This is a genomic window from Chryseobacterium sp. T20 (genome assembly GCF_047345655.1).
GTDB lineage: Bacteria > Bacteroidota > Bacteroidia > Flavobacteriales > Weeksellaceae > Chryseobacterium.
The window spans coordinates 160,917-177,208 of record NZ_JBLFDU010000005.1; the positions used below are offsets into that span (position 1 = coordinate 160,917).

Annotated in this window: 19 protein-coding genes; 1 reads left to right on the plus strand and 18 read right to left on the minus strand. The window is 35.0% G+C overall.

The features are described from left to right. Positions 1-157: 157 nt before the first annotated feature. From ACMA47_RS13895 to ACMA47_RS13980, 18 genes are all read right to left on the minus strand, one after another. Positions 158-1,537 (minus strand): dipeptidase, encoded by a 1,380-nt coding sequence (locus ACMA47_RS13895; RefSeq protein WP_413930243.1) that lies wholly within the window; start codon positions 1,535-1,537, stop codon positions 158-160. Positions 1,538-1,694: 157 nt separating this feature from the next. Then, the gene (locus tag ACMA47_RS13900) at positions 1,695-1,967 is read right to left on the minus strand and encodes a hypothetical protein (RefSeq protein ID WP_062674994.1); all 273 of its coding nucleotides are present in this window, start codon (positions 1,965-1,967) and stop codon (positions 1,695-1,697) included. Positions 1,968-2,107: 140 nt separating this feature from the next. Then, complete coding sequence (locus ACMA47_RS13905; protein ID WP_413930244.1) at positions 2,108-3,253, minus strand: class I SAM-dependent methyltransferase; 1,146 nt, start codon at positions 3,251-3,253, stop codon at positions 2,108-2,110. Positions 3,254-3,523: 270 nt separating this feature from the next. Beyond that, entirely contained in the window at positions 3,524-3,907 is a 384-nt protein-coding gene (locus tag ACMA47_RS13910) for a GxxExxY protein (RefSeq protein WP_413930245.1), read from the minus strand. 67 nt (positions 3,908-3,974) lie between these two features. After that, a complete protein-coding gene (locus ACMA47_RS13915) occupies positions 3,975-4,415 on the minus strand; it encodes a DinB family protein (protein ID WP_413930246.1) in 441 nt (146 codons plus the stop codon). Positions 4,416-4,424: 9 nt separating this feature from the next. Next, positions 4,425-4,874, minus strand: coding sequence for a hypothetical protein (locus ACMA47_RS13920; RefSeq protein ID WP_413930247.1), 450 nt, complete (start codon positions 4,872-4,874; stop codon positions 4,425-4,427). 15 nt (positions 4,875-4,889) lie between these two features. Beyond that, positions 4,890-6,053 carry a methylmalonyl-CoA mutase family protein gene (locus ACMA47_RS13925; protein WP_413930248.1) on the minus strand — a complete coding sequence of 388 codons (1,164 nt, stop codon included), beginning with the start codon at positions 6,051-6,053 and terminating at the stop codon, positions 4,890-4,892. A 104-nt stretch (positions 6,054-6,157) separates the two neighbouring features. Further along, on the minus strand, positions 6,158-6,514 hold the full coding sequence (locus ACMA47_RS13930; RefSeq protein WP_034697620.1) for an FtsB family cell division protein: 357 nt from the start codon (positions 6,512-6,514) through the stop codon (positions 6,158-6,160). Positions 6,515-6,517: 3 nt separating this feature from the next. Continuing rightward, entirely contained in the window at positions 6,518-7,132 is a 615-nt protein-coding gene (udk, locus tag ACMA47_RS13935) for a uridine kinase (protein WP_034697618.1), read from the minus strand. Positions 7,133-7,342: 210 nt separating this feature from the next. After that, positions 7,343-7,648 (minus strand): ATP-dependent Clp protease adaptor ClpS, encoded by a 306-nt coding sequence (locus ACMA47_RS13940; RefSeq protein ID WP_413930249.1) that lies wholly within the window; start codon positions 7,646-7,648, stop codon positions 7,343-7,345. A 10-nt stretch (positions 7,649-7,658) separates the two neighbouring features. Beyond that, entirely contained in the window at positions 7,659-9,017 is a 1,359-nt protein-coding gene (locus ACMA47_RS13945; protein ID WP_309521248.1) for a hemolysin family protein, read from the minus strand. Positions 9,018-9,289: 272 nt separating this feature from the next. Next, positions 9,290-10,153: an ATP synthase F1 subunit gamma gene (gene atpG / locus ACMA47_RS13950; RefSeq protein ID WP_413930250.1), complete on the minus strand. Its 864-nt coding sequence runs from the start codon at positions 10,151-10,153 to the stop codon at positions 9,290-9,292. Between the two features lie 76 nt (positions 10,154-10,229). Continuing rightward, a complete protein-coding gene (gene atpA / locus ACMA47_RS13955) occupies positions 10,230-11,807 on the minus strand; it encodes a F0F1 ATP synthase subunit alpha (protein ID WP_034695418.1) in 1,578 nt (525 codons plus the stop codon). 16 nt (positions 11,808-11,823) lie between these two features. Further along, positions 11,824-12,363, minus strand: coding sequence for an ATP synthase F1 subunit delta (gene atpH, locus ACMA47_RS13960; protein WP_034695420.1), 540 nt, complete (start codon positions 12,361-12,363; stop codon positions 11,824-11,826). Positions 12,364-12,365: 2 nt separating this feature from the next. Beyond that, positions 12,366-12,863: a F0F1 ATP synthase subunit B gene (locus ACMA47_RS13965; protein ID WP_034695422.1), complete on the minus strand. Its 498-nt coding sequence runs from the start codon at positions 12,861-12,863 to the stop codon at positions 12,366-12,368. A gap of 84 nt (positions 12,864-12,947) precedes the next feature. Beyond that, positions 12,948-13,142: an ATP synthase F0 subunit C gene (gene atpE, locus ACMA47_RS13970; RefSeq protein WP_002979108.1), complete on the minus strand. Its 195-nt coding sequence runs from the start codon at positions 13,140-13,142 to the stop codon at positions 12,948-12,950. Positions 13,143-13,189: 47 nt separating this feature from the next. Further along, positions 13,190-14,287, minus strand: coding sequence for a F0F1 ATP synthase subunit A (gene atpB, locus ACMA47_RS13975; RefSeq protein WP_114821342.1), 1,098 nt, complete (start codon positions 14,285-14,287; stop codon positions 13,190-13,192). 59 nt (positions 14,288-14,346) lie between these two features. Next, positions 14,347-14,787, minus strand: coding sequence for a hypothetical protein (locus ACMA47_RS13980; protein ID WP_413930251.1), 441 nt, complete (start codon positions 14,785-14,787; stop codon positions 14,347-14,349). Positions 14,788-14,896: 109 nt separating this feature from the next. Here ACMA47_RS13980 and ffh point away from each other — a divergent pair, with 109 nt between their 5' ends. Then, positions 14,897-16,258: a signal recognition particle protein gene (ffh, locus tag ACMA47_RS13985; protein ID WP_413930252.1), complete on the plus strand. Its 1,362-nt coding sequence runs from the start codon at positions 14,897-14,899 to the stop codon at positions 16,256-16,258. Positions 16,259-16,292 lie beyond the last annotated feature (34 nt).

Sequence of the window (16,292 nt, forward strand, 5' to 3'; positions counted from 1 at the left end):
AGTGAAATAACTTATTGCAAATAAAAAATTAACCCATTTATTTTCAGCGAATTTAATTTTCAAAACCTTGAAAACACTTCGCTAATAATTGATAAAAGAGCAAAAAAATAAGGCATTCCTTTGCAGAAACACCTTATCATATCTTATTTTCGATTCATTATTTTGAATAATTCTCAAAGAATAACGGAATACTTTCAATCCCTTTATAGAAATTGAATAGTCCATAATGTTCGTTTGGAGAGTGGATCGCATCAGAATCCAATCCAAAGCCCATTAATACAGACTTAGCTCCTAAAATCTGCTCAAACATTGCTGTAATCGGAATACTTCCTCCTCCTCTGTATGGAAGAACTTCTTTTCCGAATGCTGATTCCATCGCTTGTTTTGCGGCTGCAAATTCTTTTGTATCCGTTGGTAAAACGTAAGGCATACCTCCGTGGTGAGGGGTTACTTTAATTTTTACTGTATCCGGAGCAATCTTTTCAAAATATTTCGTGAACTTCTCCGTAATTTCCTGAGGAGTCTGATAAGGAACCAAACGCATTGAAATTTTAGCAAAAGCTTTTGAAGGAATTACTGTTTTTGCTCCTTCTCCTGTATAACCGCCCCAGATTCCGTTGCAGTCTAAAGTTGGACGGATAGATGTTCTTTCTAAAGTTGTATATCCTTTTTCACCTTCAATATTGCTTAATCCAATTGATTTCTTGAATTCTTCCGGATTGTCTTTCAATTTGTTCATTTCAGCTCTTTCAGCATCTGAAACAGTTTCAACATTGTCGTAGAAACCATCAATAGTGATATGCCCGTTTTCATCAATCAGATTGGCAATCATTCTTGAAAGAACGTGAATAGGGTTCGGAACTGCTCCACCGTAAAGCCCTGAGTGCAAGTCTCTGTTTGGACCTTCCACTTCTACTTCTACATAGCTTAAACCTCTTAAACCAGTTGTTACAGTAGGCTGTTCATTACTATAAATGTGAGTATCAGAAATTAAGATACAGTCGCAAGCTAATTTCTCTTTATTTTCATTGACCCAGTCTCCTAAGCTCACAGATCCTACTTCTTCTTCTCCTTCTAAGATAAATTTAACGTTGCAAGGAAGAGCATTGGTTTTCATCATCGCTTCAAAAGCTTTCAAATGCATGAAGAACTGGCCTTTATCATCAGCAGAACCTCTTGCGAAGATTGCTCCTTCAGGGTGTAATTCAGTTTTTTCAATATAAGGCTCAAAAGGTGGCTTTGTCCATAATTCCAATGGATCTGCCGGCTGAACATCATAGTGTCCGTATACCAAAACTGTAGGTAAATTTTTATCTAAAATCTTTTCCCCGAAAACAATTGGATATCCTTTTGTGTTGCAAACTTCCACATTATCAGCGCCTGCATTTTTAAGGTGTGCTGCCACTACATCTGCACATTTCAAAACGTCATCTTTATACGCCGGATCTGCAGAAATAGAAGGAATTCTCAATAACTCAAATAATTCATCCACGAAACGCTGTTTGTTTTCGTTAATGTAATTTAATGTCTCTTGCATTGTAAAAATTTATTTTGTTAAAATTAAAAAAAATGCCCGGCAGGAACAAACAAAAAGAAAGGATTTTCCCAACCTCGTGTTAATGAACCTTATAGCCCTCTTTTTTAATAAAAAATGCCCTGCAGAAACAGGGCATTTATATATTTTGTACTTCTAATTAGTGTTCAGCTTTTGGCGCTTTATCAGCTTCAGCAGGTTTTGCAGCCGCAGTACTGTCAGCTTTTGGAGCAGCTGCTTCTGGTGTTGCATGAGCCTCTTCTTTATGTTCTGCAGCTCCAGCTTCATGTCCGTGAGCTTCTCCCTGAGGGTCGTCAGAATATCTTTCTACTCCTTCTTCAAGTTTCAAAGTACCTCTGTTTCCTCCTTGTGGAACTTTCTTACAGCTTACCGCTACCGTTGCAATCGCTAAACATATAACTAATTTTTTCATATGTAAAATTATTTTTTTTTAAAAGGTAATATGAAACCGCACTATTTTAGTCTATTATGACCTTCCAGACAGCAAGCGATTTCATGCTTAAATTTTTGATTGCCCAAAAGTAAGAAATCCTGCTTTTTTCGGCAACATTTTTATACTGATTTTAATATTATTTTCCCTTTTTTGGATTGGGTAAAAATAAGATACTGATCTCCTCCGTCTTTTAAACCATATTTCTTTTTGATTTCTTCAGGTTTTAAAGGGTAATTTTTTGTAATAATATTAAACTGACTTTTCTTTTTAATACTTTTAGAATCAACAGATTCCATTTCTAAAATTCTTCCGGGAAAGTTTTCAATTCTTTCGCTGGAAGTGTAAAGATGACTGTTGGGATGAAGTTTTTTTAATCCAAATTTCTGAGAGATCAGATTGAAGACTCCAGCCTTCAAAATGGAATGATTGGGGATGTAAATGTATCTTTCAGGTTCAGAATATTCAGATTGAGCCATTTCTTCTTCCCCAAATGTAAAGCTAAAGACAGATTCTTTGCTTTCAAGGTTCACACAATTACAGATGATCTTATCCGTATTTTCGTTGGAAAGAAATACTACCACTTCTTTCACATCATTTTTCAGAGCGATAATATCAATCCTGGAAATACCCGGCAATACTGAAACAAGGTATTTAAGATCAATCAACGGAGAAAGCTTTATCACCACAAGATCAGATATGGAACATAATTTTTCCTGAATCTCAAGAATATCAGGAGAGAGATCTTCCAAAAGAAAAACTTTATTTTTTTGCTCATCCCTTCTGGCCGGATCAAGATAAATAACATCAAAATGTTCCTGATTCTCATTCAGAAAATCTTCAAGCTTAAGATTGATAAATTTCGCCTTGCGACCTAAAATACCCCAATTATTTTCAACAATCTTTAAAAGTTCAGTATTCTGCTCTATTAAAGTGATATTATCAAAATTTTGAGACAGATAAAAGGCATCAATACCAAAACCGCTTGTAAGGTCAATAAATGTTTTCCCTTTCAGAATTTCAGATTTATAAAGGGCTGTTTTCTCTGATGAAGACTGTTCAAGATTAAGCTGTGGCGGGAAAAGAATGCCTTCTTTTAAGAGAAACGGAAATTTTCTCTCTGCCACCTGTTTTCCTTTGATCTGCTGTACAATTTCATGCATGGAAACCTCTGGAAACGGGGATTTTTTCAATAATAGTGTATGTAAATCTGTTTTCAGATTTGCATTGATATAGTTTTGAACTTCTTTATTTAGTAATTTAACCACAGATTTTCGCAGATTTACACAGATGATTATGTTGTATTTCTTTTATGTATTTCAATGTAGATATACTTTCCTTTTCTTATTATTCTAAAGTTTTATACAGTTTGTAGTTATTTTCTCACCATAGAGGACATGGATTTTCACAGATGTTTATGTTGTATTTCTTGTCTATTTCAATGAGAACTAGTATTGTTAATCTTTTTTTAATTTTTTTAAAAAAAGATACGCAATCATCTGTGAAAATCCGTGTTATCTGCGGTTATATTTAGAAAATTAATCTAAACTCCCTCTTACTTTCCGAAAAATACTTTTGCTAATATAATCAGTATTAAAGTTAACCAGAATTCCTAATTTCAACCCCGTTAACTTTAGATAGGTTAATAACTGTTGATGATGAATATTTGCTATTTCCGTTACGGCTTTCACTTCTATAATAATCTTGTCTTCAACAATTATATCGGCAACAAAACTAGAATCAATAATGATATCTCTGAATTTAACTTTCATTGGAACTTGAGTATTTACTTTTAATCCGTTATTCTCAAGTTCATAAGCTAAAACTTTTTCGTAAACTTTCTCCAAAAGCCCAGGACCTAGCTCATTATACACAGAAAATATAGATTTCCTTATAAAAAAACTTATCTCATTTTCTTTCATAACATTTGTATTTTGTGTTTTTATAAATCTACACAAAATCTTTCCAGAAAATGATTATTTATTAAAATTATCTTTTATAAAAAATATAGTCCGTCAATACCGGTGTTATACCATTCTGTTTAAGCAAAGAATTGATTTGCCCTCTATGATAGGTAGAATGATTTACTGCATGAAAAAGCATTTCAAAAATGGTATTTTCAAACTTTGTTCCTCTTGAATTCTGATATTCTATCTTTGTGTCCACATCAAGATTGTTAATAATATGAATGCTTTTAAGAAAGTTCTTTTGATTGGTTTCTACCAAAGATTCAAAGGGATTGATCTGCCATACTTCAAAGGTTTCCTCCCCCAATATCCGGGCATTCCAGATCTGTTGTGCATTAAGAGTATGATTAATGAGATTGATTGTTTTATCATCTACAAGTTCTCTGTTTTCAGAGATTACTTTAATCATCTCAATATTGAAATGATAGGTGTATTCAAATAAATCTATCAGTTTTTCTTTCATTACTAAAAACTATAAGCTTTTTTCTTTATATAGCGTCAACACATTTGGAGATGTAATATCAATATCTGTAGGGTTTTTATTTTCAAAGTCGAAAAATATTAGAAATTCATTCTCATTAACAAATTTAATAAGTCCGTTTAAAAATTTACTTTCTTCAAGTTTATTATTAAAATCATTGTATGATGCAATTAAACTAAATTTTACAATTTTTTTTGAAAAATCCGCAGCATATTTTACCTGTGCAACTTTACCTTTATTGGGTCCGTCAGGAATTATATGATTTCTACCGTCAATATTCAATCCATCAAGTTCTACTTTTACAAAACCGTCTGAAAAAAATGTAAATGAGCCAGCGCTCCCCGCATCTGTTCCTACCCATTTTCCATACAAATCTTTCTCAGTTTGAGAAAAACATAATCCGAAAAACAGTAAAAGGAAAATTAAGAAACTTTTTTTCATGGTGTTAAGAATATTCTATTCAAACATTTCAGCCCAACGAACGGCTTTTATTTCTTTTTCGTTGTAAAGATCCCCAATAGACTTTTTAACGTCTAATTTAGGGTATAAATTCACTCCGATCAGCTTTATTTTTCCTTCTTCAATCCATTGCTGCTCTTCAATCGCGTGATCATAGATCTTTTTCTGAACAACTCCCTGTTTCAACAATTCAAGATATCCTCCGGCCTCTTCTATTTCCACAAATAAATCCCATGCTTTTTCAGCAAACTGCTGGGTAATATCTTCCACATAATAACTTCCGTTAGAAGCATCTTCAAATACATTGATAATACTTTCGTAAGCCAGGACGATCTGTTGTTTGAAAGAGATCTCTTCCGAGTTATTGGTACTTCTGTCAACAAGATAATTGTTAGAGAAAACGGCATCTGCCCCACCAATCATTGCAGAAGCAAGCTCCAGTGTAGAACGGATAAGGTTATTTTCGTTGTCAGCAACCGCTTTATTTCGCAGCGAAGTCTCGGCAAAGATGTAAGGAACTTCGTCCAGTCCATATTCTTTGGAAAGCTGATTAAAAATGATTTTAAAAGCTCTCAGTTTGGCCATTTCAAAGAAATAACTTCCTCCTACTGCTATTCTGAAGATCAGTTTACTTAAAACTTCAGCACCATACGCTTCCACCAATTCCTTAGTTTTTGCAAGAGCAATTCCAAGTTGTTGATAAATAGCAGCACCAGCATTCTGATGGAGTGAGATATCTACACAAATATTTCTTTTAAAATCTTTTGACAGCAATTCTTTTACCAGCTGATCATCAATAGCTCCTTCTTTTTCATTAAAGACATCAATCAGCGAAAAATACTGATCTTCTTCTTTAGGGCTGATATGCCCTGCAAGATCTTTATTATTCACAAAAAGAGTTTTCTGATCAAGGTTTTCTACATTCTGATCCAGCATAAATGCAAATACTTCTTCTTCCAGACTTTCATGGTATCTAGCTACCAAATGGGTGCTTTCTTCAACTCTTGGCAGGTTGACCAAAGGTTTCTGAACCTCTGTGTAAAAAGGCTTCACCTCTATTCCTTCCAGATTTTGTTTCTCTAAAACAGGGTAAATATCCTCTGTTTTAAGCTGTTTTTTGACTAGATTTTCCCAGTTTGAAAGTATATCTGTATTTGACATTAGTTTTTTTATTTGTGAATGGTCAATGGTGAATTCTGCTTCGTAAGTGAATTTTTAATTTTAAAAATTCATTTCATCATTGACGTCATTCTATTCAACTTTTATTACTTTTTAGCAACTTTTGTGCTGTCTACTACCAGAATAAAGATCTCTTCATTCGGCTTTTTCATAAAATAATTTTCTCTTGCGTACTTTTCTTTTTCTGACTTGTTATTCATCAGTTTTTTATAAAAAGCATCATTTTTCTCGTATTCTTTTTTGTAATAATCCAGCTGATCTTCATATTTATGAATCTCACCATTCAGTTCATTAATAACAAGAAATGAGGTTTTATCGAAAAAAATCATCCATACCAAAAACAGACAGATCGTAATGGTATACTTATTCAACACATATTTCTGGATAAGTTTGAATGTTTCAGATTTCGGCTGAATGTCTTTGATAAGGTTGTTTTCTTCCATTTTTTAATGTTTTTTCAACGAATTTTTAATAACGGTAGTTAAAAAATCAATCGCTACGGAATTCTGCTTCATATTGGGGATAATAAGATCCGCATCATTTTTAGAAGGCTCGATGAATTCCTGGTGCATTGGTTTCAATGTGGTCTGATAACGGTGTAATACCTCACTCAGATCTCTTCCTCTTTCCTGAGTATCTCTTCTGATCCTCCTGATCAGCCTTTCGTCAGAATCTGCATGAACAAATACTTTCAAATCAAATTCTTTCAGCAATTCTTTGTTGGTTAAAACAAGAATTCCTTCTACTACCAATACGTTTTTAGGTTCTACAGTGACATGATCTCCTGTTCGGGAATGGGTAACAAAGCTATAAATCGGCTGTTCAATAGACTCATTGTTTTTTAAAGCTTTCACATGTTTTATCAGTAAGTCAAAGTCTATAGATTTCGGATGGTCGTAGTTTAGAGCTTCTCTTTCCGTCAGTGTAAGACCCTGGTTGTCGTGATAATAATTATCCTGAGAGAGGATATTCATTCCCTCAATATCAAGCTGCTGAAGTATCTTATCAACAACTGTAGTTTTGCCGGATCCTGTACCACCGGCAATTCCTATTACAAGCATTGTTTTTTTGTTTCTTTATAGTTGGTACAAATATACTATTTTAGATAAAATATGACAATGTAAGTGTATTGAGAAATTAAAAGATTAAAGCATTTAAAGATTAAAATATTGCCCAAAAACCTGTCAGTCTTTATGATTTCTTGTTATTCATCAACTTTCCTCTCTGGATTCAATAAAAAAATCCGACAATTAATTTGCCGGATTTTTATTTTATACAATTTCGCTTGTTAATTCGCGCGAAATTAATTTTTCATGCATAGGCTTCAAAACATCCATTGAGCCTGTTTTTACGGTACACTTGCCTTTGTAATGAACCAGAATTGTACGTTGCTCAGCTTGTTCCAGGGTATGCTTACATATTTCGATCAAACAGTCTATGACATAATCAAAAGTATGAATATCGTCGTTATGCAGTACCAGTTTATAAACTTCATCCGTATCATCTAAAACGAGAACTTCTTCTTCGTACTGACGTTTCGGATTTTCGTAATCTTTTATGCTGTTATAAAAATTCATTTTCATTCTTTTAAACTTCTCCTATTTTGTCTGCCAGATGATCTATAGCATTAGGTTCCTGATAAATCAGTTCCACAAGTTCCACACTCTTGTTATTCATTTTCAGAATTTTGAAGTGATAATCTTCAAGATCAAACTCCTGATTTTCTTCAGGGATTTCTTCAAGCTCATAAAGAATGAATCCTGCTAGTGAGTTGTACTCGCTTTCTTCGGAAAGAGGAAGTTTTTTAGGTAGAAATTCGTTGATTTCGTCCAAAGGCTGAGTAGCCTGTACCCAATAGGTATTGTCCGCTATTTTATCAACTATTTTTTCTTCATCATCTTCTTCATCCTGAATTTCCCCTACAAGTTCTTCAAGAATATCTTCTAAGGTAATAATACCTTCAGTTCCTCCAAATTCGTCAATAACAATGGCGATATGTTGTTTTTTAAGCTGGAAAGTCTTCAGTAAGTCTGAAACTTTTTTGCTTTCCACTACGAAAAAGGCATCACGCATTAAGTCTTTAAGATCTTCATGATCCAGATCTCCTTTTCTCTTCACAAATTCTCTTATGATTTCCTTTGTGTAGAAAATTCCGATCACATTGTCAATGGAATCAATATAAACAGGAATACGGGAATAACCGCTATCCATTATTTTGTTGATAATATCATTGACATCTTCTTCAAAGTCTATGGAAGTAATATTCTGTCTTGGAACCATGATCTGCTTGGCAGAGTGATCTGTAAAATCAAATGCATTTTTAATGATCTCGTAGTTTTCTTCTTCAATCTCACCACTGTCTGCACTTTGCTTTACCAAAAGCTGAAGTTCTTCCGTAGAGTGAATTTCCTGTTCGGAAGCAGGGTGGATTTTTACAAGTCTTAAGAAACCATTTGACATGGAGTTCATCAACCAGATAAACGGTTTAAAGATCGTATAGAAAACTCTCAACGGAACCGCTGTTGCCATTGTAGTTGCCTCAGATTTTCTGATCGCGATTGATTTTGGAATAAGCTCACCAAATACAATGTGCATAATGGTAATCAATACAAAACTTGTCACTACTGAAATTGTAGTAATGGTTGTCTGAGTCAGGTTAATGCTCAAAGATGTGAAAATATTTTCAACAATATGATGCAGGGCGCTTTCTCCTACCCAACCAAGGGCAAGGGAAGCCAATGTAATTCCTAATTGTGTAGCGGAAAGATATTCATCAAGATGTTTGATGATATGTTCTGCCTGCTTAGCCATAGAGTTTCCTTCTGCGGCTTTTAACTGAATTTGTGAATAACGAACTTTAACAATTGAAAATTCTGCGGCTACGAAGAAGCCATTTAGTAAAACAAGAAATAAGGCCAGCAAAAGCCTGACTATGTCCGAGTCCATTTAGAGGTTGTATAAATTTTATTAGCTACAAAGATATGTAAAATAAAAATAACCTGCCTGAATCCGGGATTGATTATTTCGATGAAGGAATTTTCTTACAAAAATATGGCTTGATATAACATGGCTATTTTTAAATAAAAACAATAATTGGAACAACTGCTCATTTTCTGATGGAAACAGGATTTTTGAATAGCCAATGGCTGTTTCATCACTATGTAAACAAAAAAGCACCGATAATTTCGGTGCTTTTATTTGTATAATAAAATAATTCTTTATGAATTTTTCAAAGCTTCTGCTCCGGAAACAATTTCCAGGATTTCGTTGGTAATTGCAGCCTGTCTTGCTTTGTTGTAGAAGATCACAAGATCATTCTTTAAAGCTTGAGCGTTGTCTGTTGCTTTGTGCATTGCAGTCATTCTCGCTCCGTGCTCAGATGCTACTGAATCTAAGATGGCTTTGAAAACCTGAGTTTTGATAGACTTTGGAATCAAGTTATCCAGGATTTCAGCTCTGTTAGGTTCAAAGATATAATCTGTTTCAACCTGTGGTTCAGTGTTTTCCGGCATTGAGATTGGAAGAAGCTGTTCTGTAGTTACTTCCTGAGTAGCAGCATTAACGAATTTGTTATAGATAACATAAACTTCGTCAAATTTACCTTCTTTGAAGCTTGTCATTACTCCTTCAGTGATATGAGCAACGGCATCAAAGTTCAGATTATCATATACAGAGCTTCCATTAGCATATACCGTACGATTTTTTCTTACAGCATCATATACTTTTTTACCTACCGGAAGAATTTCCACCTCATACTGAGCGTTGTTCTGGAACTGAATATTAAGCTCCTTTACGATAGAAGAGTTAAAAGCTCCCGCAAGACCTCTGTTTGAAGTAACAGCGATGAATAGTACTCTTTTAACCTCTCTTTTCTGAGCATATACAGAAATCTGATCAGGATCAGAGCTAGAATTTACATTCTGGATAAGCTCCTGTAATTTTTCAGAATAAGGTCTTAACATTACGATTGCGTCCTGTGCTTTTTTAAGTTTCGCTGCGGAAACCATCTTCATAGCACGTGTAATCTGCATCGTAGATGAAATTGACGTAATTCTGCCTCGTATTTCTTTTAAGTTTGCCATTAATTTGGGTTCAAAGTTTAAGGTCTAAAGTTTAAGGTTTAAAACACTATATTTCAAACCTTAAACATTGAATTTTTTAGTTGTATTTAGAAGCTAAATCGTTAGCTGCCTGCTTAAGAACACCTGTAATATCGTTATCGATTTTTCCAGACTTAATAGCAGCCATTGTATCAGGGTGCTTAGACTTAAGGAACTCGATATATTCGTGTTGGAATTCTTTAATCTTGTTCAATGGAACGTTTCTCATTAAGTTTTCTGTTCCAGCGTATACGATCGCAACCTGACTTTCTACAGGAAGTGGTGCATTTACCGGCTGCTTAAGGATTTCTACGTTTCTTTCTCCTTTAGAGATAACTGCTAAAGTAGAAGCATCAAGGTCAGAACCGAATTTAGCAAACGCTTCTAGTTCTTTATATTGAGCCTGGTCAAGCTTCAATGTACCAGATACTTTCTTCATTGATTTGATCTGAGCGTTACCTCCTACCCTTGATACAGAGATACCTACGTTGATTGCAGGACGAACCCCTGAGTTGAATAGATCAGACTCCAAGAAGATCTGTCCGTCAGTAATAGAGATTACGTTTGTAGGGATATATGCAGAAACGTCACCAGCCTGAGTTTCAATAATTGGAAGGGCTGTTAATGAACCACCACCTTTTACGATTGGCTTAAGAGACTCTGGCAAATCGTTCATTTGCTTAGCAATTTCGTCATCAGCGATTACTTTTGCAGCTCTTTCCAATAGTCTTGAGTGAAGGTAGAAAACGTCTCCAGGGTAAGCTTCACGGCCCGGTGGTCTTCTCAATAGTAGAGAAAGCTCACGGTAAGCAACAGCTTGTTTAGATAAATCATCATAAACGATAAGTGCTGGTCTACCAGTGTCTCTGAAGAACTCACCGATAGAAGCTCCTGCCATTGCAGAATATACCTGCATTGGAACCGGATCTGATGCGTTAGCTGCAACGATTACCGTATAAGCTAAAGCTCCTTTATCAGAAAGAGTTTTAACGATTTGTGCTACAGTAGAAGCTTTCTGACCGATAGCAACATATATACAATATACTGGTTTACCAGCATCAAAGAATTCTTTTTGGTTGATGATCGTATCGATAGCAACAGTAGTTTTACCTGTTTGTCTGTCACCAATGATAAGCTCTCTCTGACCTCTTCCTACAGGGATCATCGCATCAATTGCCACGATACCAGACTGTAAAGGCTCAGTTACCGGCTGTCTGAAGATAACTCCAGGAGCCTTTCTTTCCAATGGCATTTCGTATAAATCCCCAGTAATAGGACCTTTACCATCGATTGGGTTACCAAGAGTGTCTACTACTCTTCCTAACATACCTTCTCCTACTTTGATAGAAGAGATTCTGTTTGTTCTTCTTACTGTATCACCTTCTTTTACTAATTTACTTTCACCAAGTAGAGCAACACCCACGTTGTCTTCTTCAAGGTTAAGTACAATACCTTCTACATCACTAGAAAATTTCACCAACTCTCCGTATTGTACGTTTTCTAACCCGTATACACGAGCAATACCATCACCGATGGTTAAAACTGTACCTACTTCCTCAACGTTTGATTGAGTATCGAAGTTGGCCAATTGCTGTTTTAAGATCGCAGATACTTCTGCCGGATTTATTTCTGCCATTGTATGGTTGTTTTTCTTAATTTAATTGGAAATCTTTTTTAACTTGGTTCAATTTTGTCTTCACAGACGCATCTACCTGCTGGTCACCTACTCTCAGAACATATCCTCCAAGAATTTCAGGCTTCACATTTACTTTCAGATCAAAGTTTGAATCAGCATTTACAAGATTGGTAGATCTTAAAATCTGATCAAGGTTTTCTTTTGAAAGCGGAGTTGCTGTTGTAAGTGTTACTCTCTGTACACCACTAAGGTCTTCAACTTTATTGATGAATTCCTGAGCGATATTTTTCAATTGGTTTTCACGTCCGTGCTTAATAACCAATCTGATCAGGTTCTGAGAAGAGACAGATAAACCTTTGAAAATTTCGTTTGCTACTTCTATTTTCTTTTTAGAATCGATGTAAGGAGTCATGAAAAATTTATTTAAGTCCGCAGACTCTTTCATGATCTTTACTACATCTTTCATTTCAGAAAATACAGTAGCCGTTTGACCTGATTCGTTGGTGAAGTCAAGTAAACCTTGTGCGTATCTTTTAGCTACTTTAGATGTAAGCATTCTTAGTTAAGGTTTGATTTGTTTAAATAATTTTGAACTAATTCGTTTTGAGCTTCGCTGTTGTCTAGCTTTTGCTTCAAGATAGACTCAGCAATGTTTACAGATAAAGTACCAATCTGAGTTTTGATGTCTGCCATTGCAGCATTTTTCTCAGCGTTGATAGTCTGTTTAGCAGCTTCGATCATTTTGTCTCCTTCAGCTTTAGCAACATCTTTAGCCTCTCCTACGATTCTGTCTTTAATTTCTCTGGCTTCTTTAAGGATAGCATCTCTTTCGATTTTAGCTTCACGAATGATTCTTTCGTTATCCTCTTTTAAAGTTTCCATTTCTTTTCTAGCTAATTTAGCTTGATTAAGAGCGTCAACAATAGATGTTTCTCTGTCATTGATAGACGTTAAAATAGGTTTCCAAGCGAACTTACCTAACAAAAATAATAATGCTAGAAAAATTACAGACTGGATAATAAATAACCCTGATGAAAACTGATGAATTAATTCCATTATATAAATGTATAAATAATTATTACTTTTTTTTAAAGAACCATTACCTGTAACCAACCGTCACAGATAATGGTTTGAATTTAATTAGTTTACTGCGAATAGAGCAGCAAACGCAACACCTTCTACAAGTGCAGCTGCGATAAGCATAGCTGTTTGGATTTTTCCAGATTGCTCAGGTTGTCTAGCGATAGCTTCAAGAGCAGCAGCTCCGATTTTACCAAGACCGATACCTACACCTAGTACTACGATACCAGCACCTACAATTTTAGGGATTTCCATAATATATAATTTTAAAAAATTTGTTTTACTTTAATTTATAATTTCAATTAGTGAGCTGCATGATGTTCGTGCTCGTGCTCTTCTACTGCCATTCCGATAAACAGTGCTGATAACATGGTAAAGATATAAGCCTGTAGGAATGCTACCAATACTTCCAGTAAATAAATTACTAATGTTAAGAATGGGAATGCAACACCTGCGATGAAATTCTTGAATACATAGATCAATCCGATCAAACTCATTACTACGATGTGTCCTGCAGTCATGTTTGCAAAAAGTCGGATCATCAATGCGAATGGTTTAGTGATTGTTCCTAATAATTCGATAGGAAGCATGATCAGCTTCATTGGAACTGGTACTCCTGGCATCCAGAAGATGTGTTTCCAGTAATCTTTGTTCGCTGAGAATGTTGTAATCAAATACGTAAGGATAGCCAGGAAGAATGTCATTGTAATATTACCTGTAACATTGATTCCGAAAGGCATTAATCCAAGAACGTTAAGGAAAAGGATAAAGAAAAACACTGTTAATAAATAACCCATGAATCTCTTATACTTGTGTCCGATATTAGGAATAGCAACTTCGTCTCTTACAAAGATGATTAGTGGCTCTAAGAATCTTGCTGCACCTGTAGGGATTGCTGACTTCTTATAAGATTTAGCCATTCCAACAAATAGTACAAACATAAAGATTGATACTAATAAAATGATCAATACACTTTTTGTAATAGAAAGATCTAAAGGCTTCACGTTAGTTGGATGACCGTCTTCACCAAGTGTTAAAGTTCCAGCTGCATCAGTCTTATAGATTTTCTCATGGTGCAATACATAAAAAGAACCATCTACTTCAGTAGGCTCTCCGTGCATGAACCCTTCTTTGTTACTCATGAAAGAGTGGAAACCGTTATCATAGATAATAACAGGAAGAGGGAAACCGATGTGGTGACCATCTTTATCAACCATCAATGTGAAATCATGTGCATCTAATAAGTGATGATCGATGAACTCTTTGTTTTCTTTGCTTACTTTGTCTTTCTCTGAAAGCTCTTGAGCAGGAGCTGCGCCAGCAGTAGCCTCACCGTGCTGTGCAGACACTAAGTTTAATACAAAAATACTGTAGAATAAAACTGCGAATTTCTTAAACATTGATAGGTTTTTTTCGTTGTGCAAAAATATGATATTTTTTCTAGTTTCAATAAATTATTTTACTGTTTTTTATCATGATTAATCAGCTTGATGGCATAGTATGTAAGCAGGGCTGTCAGGACAAAATAGGGCATAATAAAATGAAATTTATAGCCAGGAATCACTTCAAAGTTCAGTTTTTTTCTGATTAAGTACATCAAACCGAATTTTAAAAGGATCAAACCAATAACAGACAATCCTAAAAATTCCGGCGCCACTCTATTGATTAAGATAATAAGTGTGATCATCATCATAAACATGACACTTAGAAAAAGGTAAAATTTAATGATCACAATTTCATCCAGGTGAAAAACAAATTTCCAAAGGGAAAAATGAACCAGGAAAGTCAGAAAGAATAAAATGACAACAAGAATATTGGGATTGATTTTCATTCTATATTTTAATTGATCGCAAAAATAGACTTTTTCTATCGGATTATACCATGATTTGATATTTATCATTTTTCTTGTCTATAATAATATTACGTATATATATATAATATTACCCCTTGAAAAACTTTAGATATGCTAAAAATTCCTTATTTTTGCAAACCTATAATTTACAATAAATATGTTTAATAGTTTACAGGATAAATTAGACAAGGCATTACACAATATTTCCGGTAGAGGAAAAATTACCGAAATCAATGTGGCGGAAACCGTAAAGGAGATCCGTAGAGCATTGGTGGATGCCGACGTTAACTATAAAGTTGCCAAAGATCTTACAAAAAGAGTTCAGGATAAAGCCTTAGGAGAAAACGTTCTTACTTCCCTTACGCCCGGACAGTTGATGACGAAAATTGTTCATGATGAATTGGTAGACCTGATGGGAGGTTCTCAGGAAGGAATTAATCTTTCGGGAAAACCAACGGTAATCCTTATTGCAGGTCTTCAGGGATCTGGTAAGACGACTTTCTCAGGAAAGCTTGCTAATTATTTACAGACAAAAAGAAATAAAAAACCTTTATTGGTAGCATGTGACGTTTACCGTCCTGCAGCTATTGACCAGCTGAAAGTATTAGGAGGACAGATTAATGTTCCTGTTTTCACGGAAGAAGGTTCTACAAATCCTTCTACCATCGCTGAAAATGCAATTAATTTTGCAAAATCAAACGGTCATGATGTTGTGATTGTGGATACGGCAGGTCGTTTGGCTATTGATGAGCAGATGATGAACGAGATTAAATCTGTTCATTACTTCATTAAACCCAATGAAACGCTATTCGTAGTAGACTCCATGACAGGTCAGGATGCTGTGAATACAGCAAAAGCATTCAACGATGCTTTGAATTTTGACGGAGTTGTTTTAACGAAATTAGATGGTGATACAAGAGGGGGTGCTGCACTGACGATCCGTTCTGTTGTTGAAAAACCAATCAAATTTATCTCTACGGGAGAAAAAATGGAAGCCCTAGACCTTTTCTACCCGGAAAGGATGGCAGACAGAATCCTGGGAATGGGAGACGTTGTTTCCTTAGTAGAAAGAGCTCAGGAGCAGTTTGACGAAGAAGAAGCTAAAAAACTTCACAAAAAAATTGCTAAAAACGAATTCGGTTTTGACGATTTCCTTAAGCAGATCAATCAAATCAAAAAGATGGGTAACATGAAGGATTTGATGGGGATGATTCCTGGAGTTGGAAAAGCAATTAAAGACGTAGAAATCAGTGATGATGCGTTTAAGCACATTGAAGCCATCATCTACTCTATGACTCCTGAAGAAAGAAGAAGACCTTCTATCATCAATACACAGAGAAAAGGTAGAATTGCTAAAGGTGCCGGAAGAAAGGTAGAAGATGTGAATCAATTGATGAAACAGTTCGATCAGATGGGTAAAATGATGAAGATGATGCAAGGGCCTCAAGGAAAGCAAATGATGCAGATGATGAGCAAAATGCCAAATATGCCTGGAATGGGTGGAATGTTTGGAAAATAAGAAAGAATAAATCATTCATAAAAAAACTCTCAGA

What these genes read in the sequence shown, in the direction of transcription:
- ACMA47_RS13895 (WP_413930243.1), bottom strand. Translation starts at nt 1,537, where the DNA reads ATGCAAGAGACATTAAATTACATTAACGAAAACAAACAGCGTTTCGTG.
- ACMA47_RS13900 (WP_062674994.1), bottom strand. Translation starts at nt 1,967, where the DNA reads ATGAAAAAATTAGTTATATGTTTAGCGATTGCAACGGTAGCGGTAAGC.
- ACMA47_RS13910 (WP_413930245.1), bottom strand. Translation starts at nt 3,907, where the DNA reads ATGAAAGAAAATGAGATAAGTTTTTTTATAAGGAAATCTATATTTTCT.
- ACMA47_RS13915 (WP_413930246.1), bottom strand. Translation starts at nt 4,415, where the DNA reads ATGAAAGAAAAACTGATAGATTTATTTGAATACACCTATCATTTCAAT.
- ACMA47_RS13920 (WP_413930247.1), bottom strand. Translation starts at nt 4,874, where the DNA reads ATGAAAAAAAGTTTCTTAATTTTCCTTTTACTGTTTTTCGGATTATGT.
- ACMA47_RS13925 (WP_413930248.1), bottom strand. Translation starts at nt 6,053, where the DNA reads ATGTCAAATACAGATATACTTTCAAACTGGGAAAATCTAGTCAAAAAA.
- ACMA47_RS13930 (WP_034697620.1), bottom strand. Translation starts at nt 6,514, where the DNA reads ATGGAAGAAAACAACCTTATCAAAGACATTCAGCCGAAATCTGAAACA.
- udk (WP_034697618.1), bottom strand. Translation starts at nt 7,132, where the DNA reads ATGCTTGTAATAGGAATTGCCGGTGGTACAGGATCCGGCAAAACTACA.
- ACMA47_RS13940 (WP_413930249.1), bottom strand. Translation starts at nt 7,648, where the DNA reads ATGAATTTTTATAACAGCATAAAAGATTACGAAAATCCGAAACGTCAG.
- ACMA47_RS13945 (WP_309521248.1), bottom strand. Translation starts at nt 9,017, where the DNA reads ATGGACTCGGACATAGTCAGGCTTTTGCTGGCCTTATTTCTTGTTTTA.
- atpG (WP_413930250.1), bottom strand. Translation starts at nt 10,153, where the DNA reads ATGGCAAACTTAAAAGAAATACGAGGCAGAATTACGTCAATTTCATCT.
- atpA (WP_034695418.1), bottom strand. Translation starts at nt 11,807, where the DNA reads ATGGCAGAAATAAATCCGGCAGAAGTATCTGCGATCTTAAAACAGCAA.
- atpH (WP_034695420.1), bottom strand. Translation starts at nt 12,363, where the DNA reads ATGCTTACATCTAAAGTAGCTAAAAGATACGCACAAGGTTTACTTGAC.
- ACMA47_RS13965 (WP_034695422.1), bottom strand. Translation starts at nt 12,863, where the DNA reads ATGGAATTAATTCATCAGTTTTCATCAGGGTTATTTATTATCCAGTCT.
- atpE (WP_002979108.1), bottom strand. Translation starts at nt 13,142, where the DNA reads ATGGAAATCCCTAAAATTGTAGGTGCTGGTATCGTAGTACTAGGTGTA.
- atpB (WP_114821342.1), bottom strand. Translation starts at nt 14,287, where the DNA reads ATGTTTAAGAAATTCGCAGTTTTATTCTACAGTATTTTTGTATTAAAC.
- ACMA47_RS13980 (WP_413930251.1), bottom strand. Translation starts at nt 14,787, where the DNA reads ATGATAAATATCAAATCATGGTATAATCCGATAGAAAAAGTCTATTTT.
- ffh (WP_413930252.1), top strand. Translation starts at nt 14,897, where the DNA reads ATGTTTAATAGTTTACAGGATAAATTAGACAAGGCATTACACAATATT.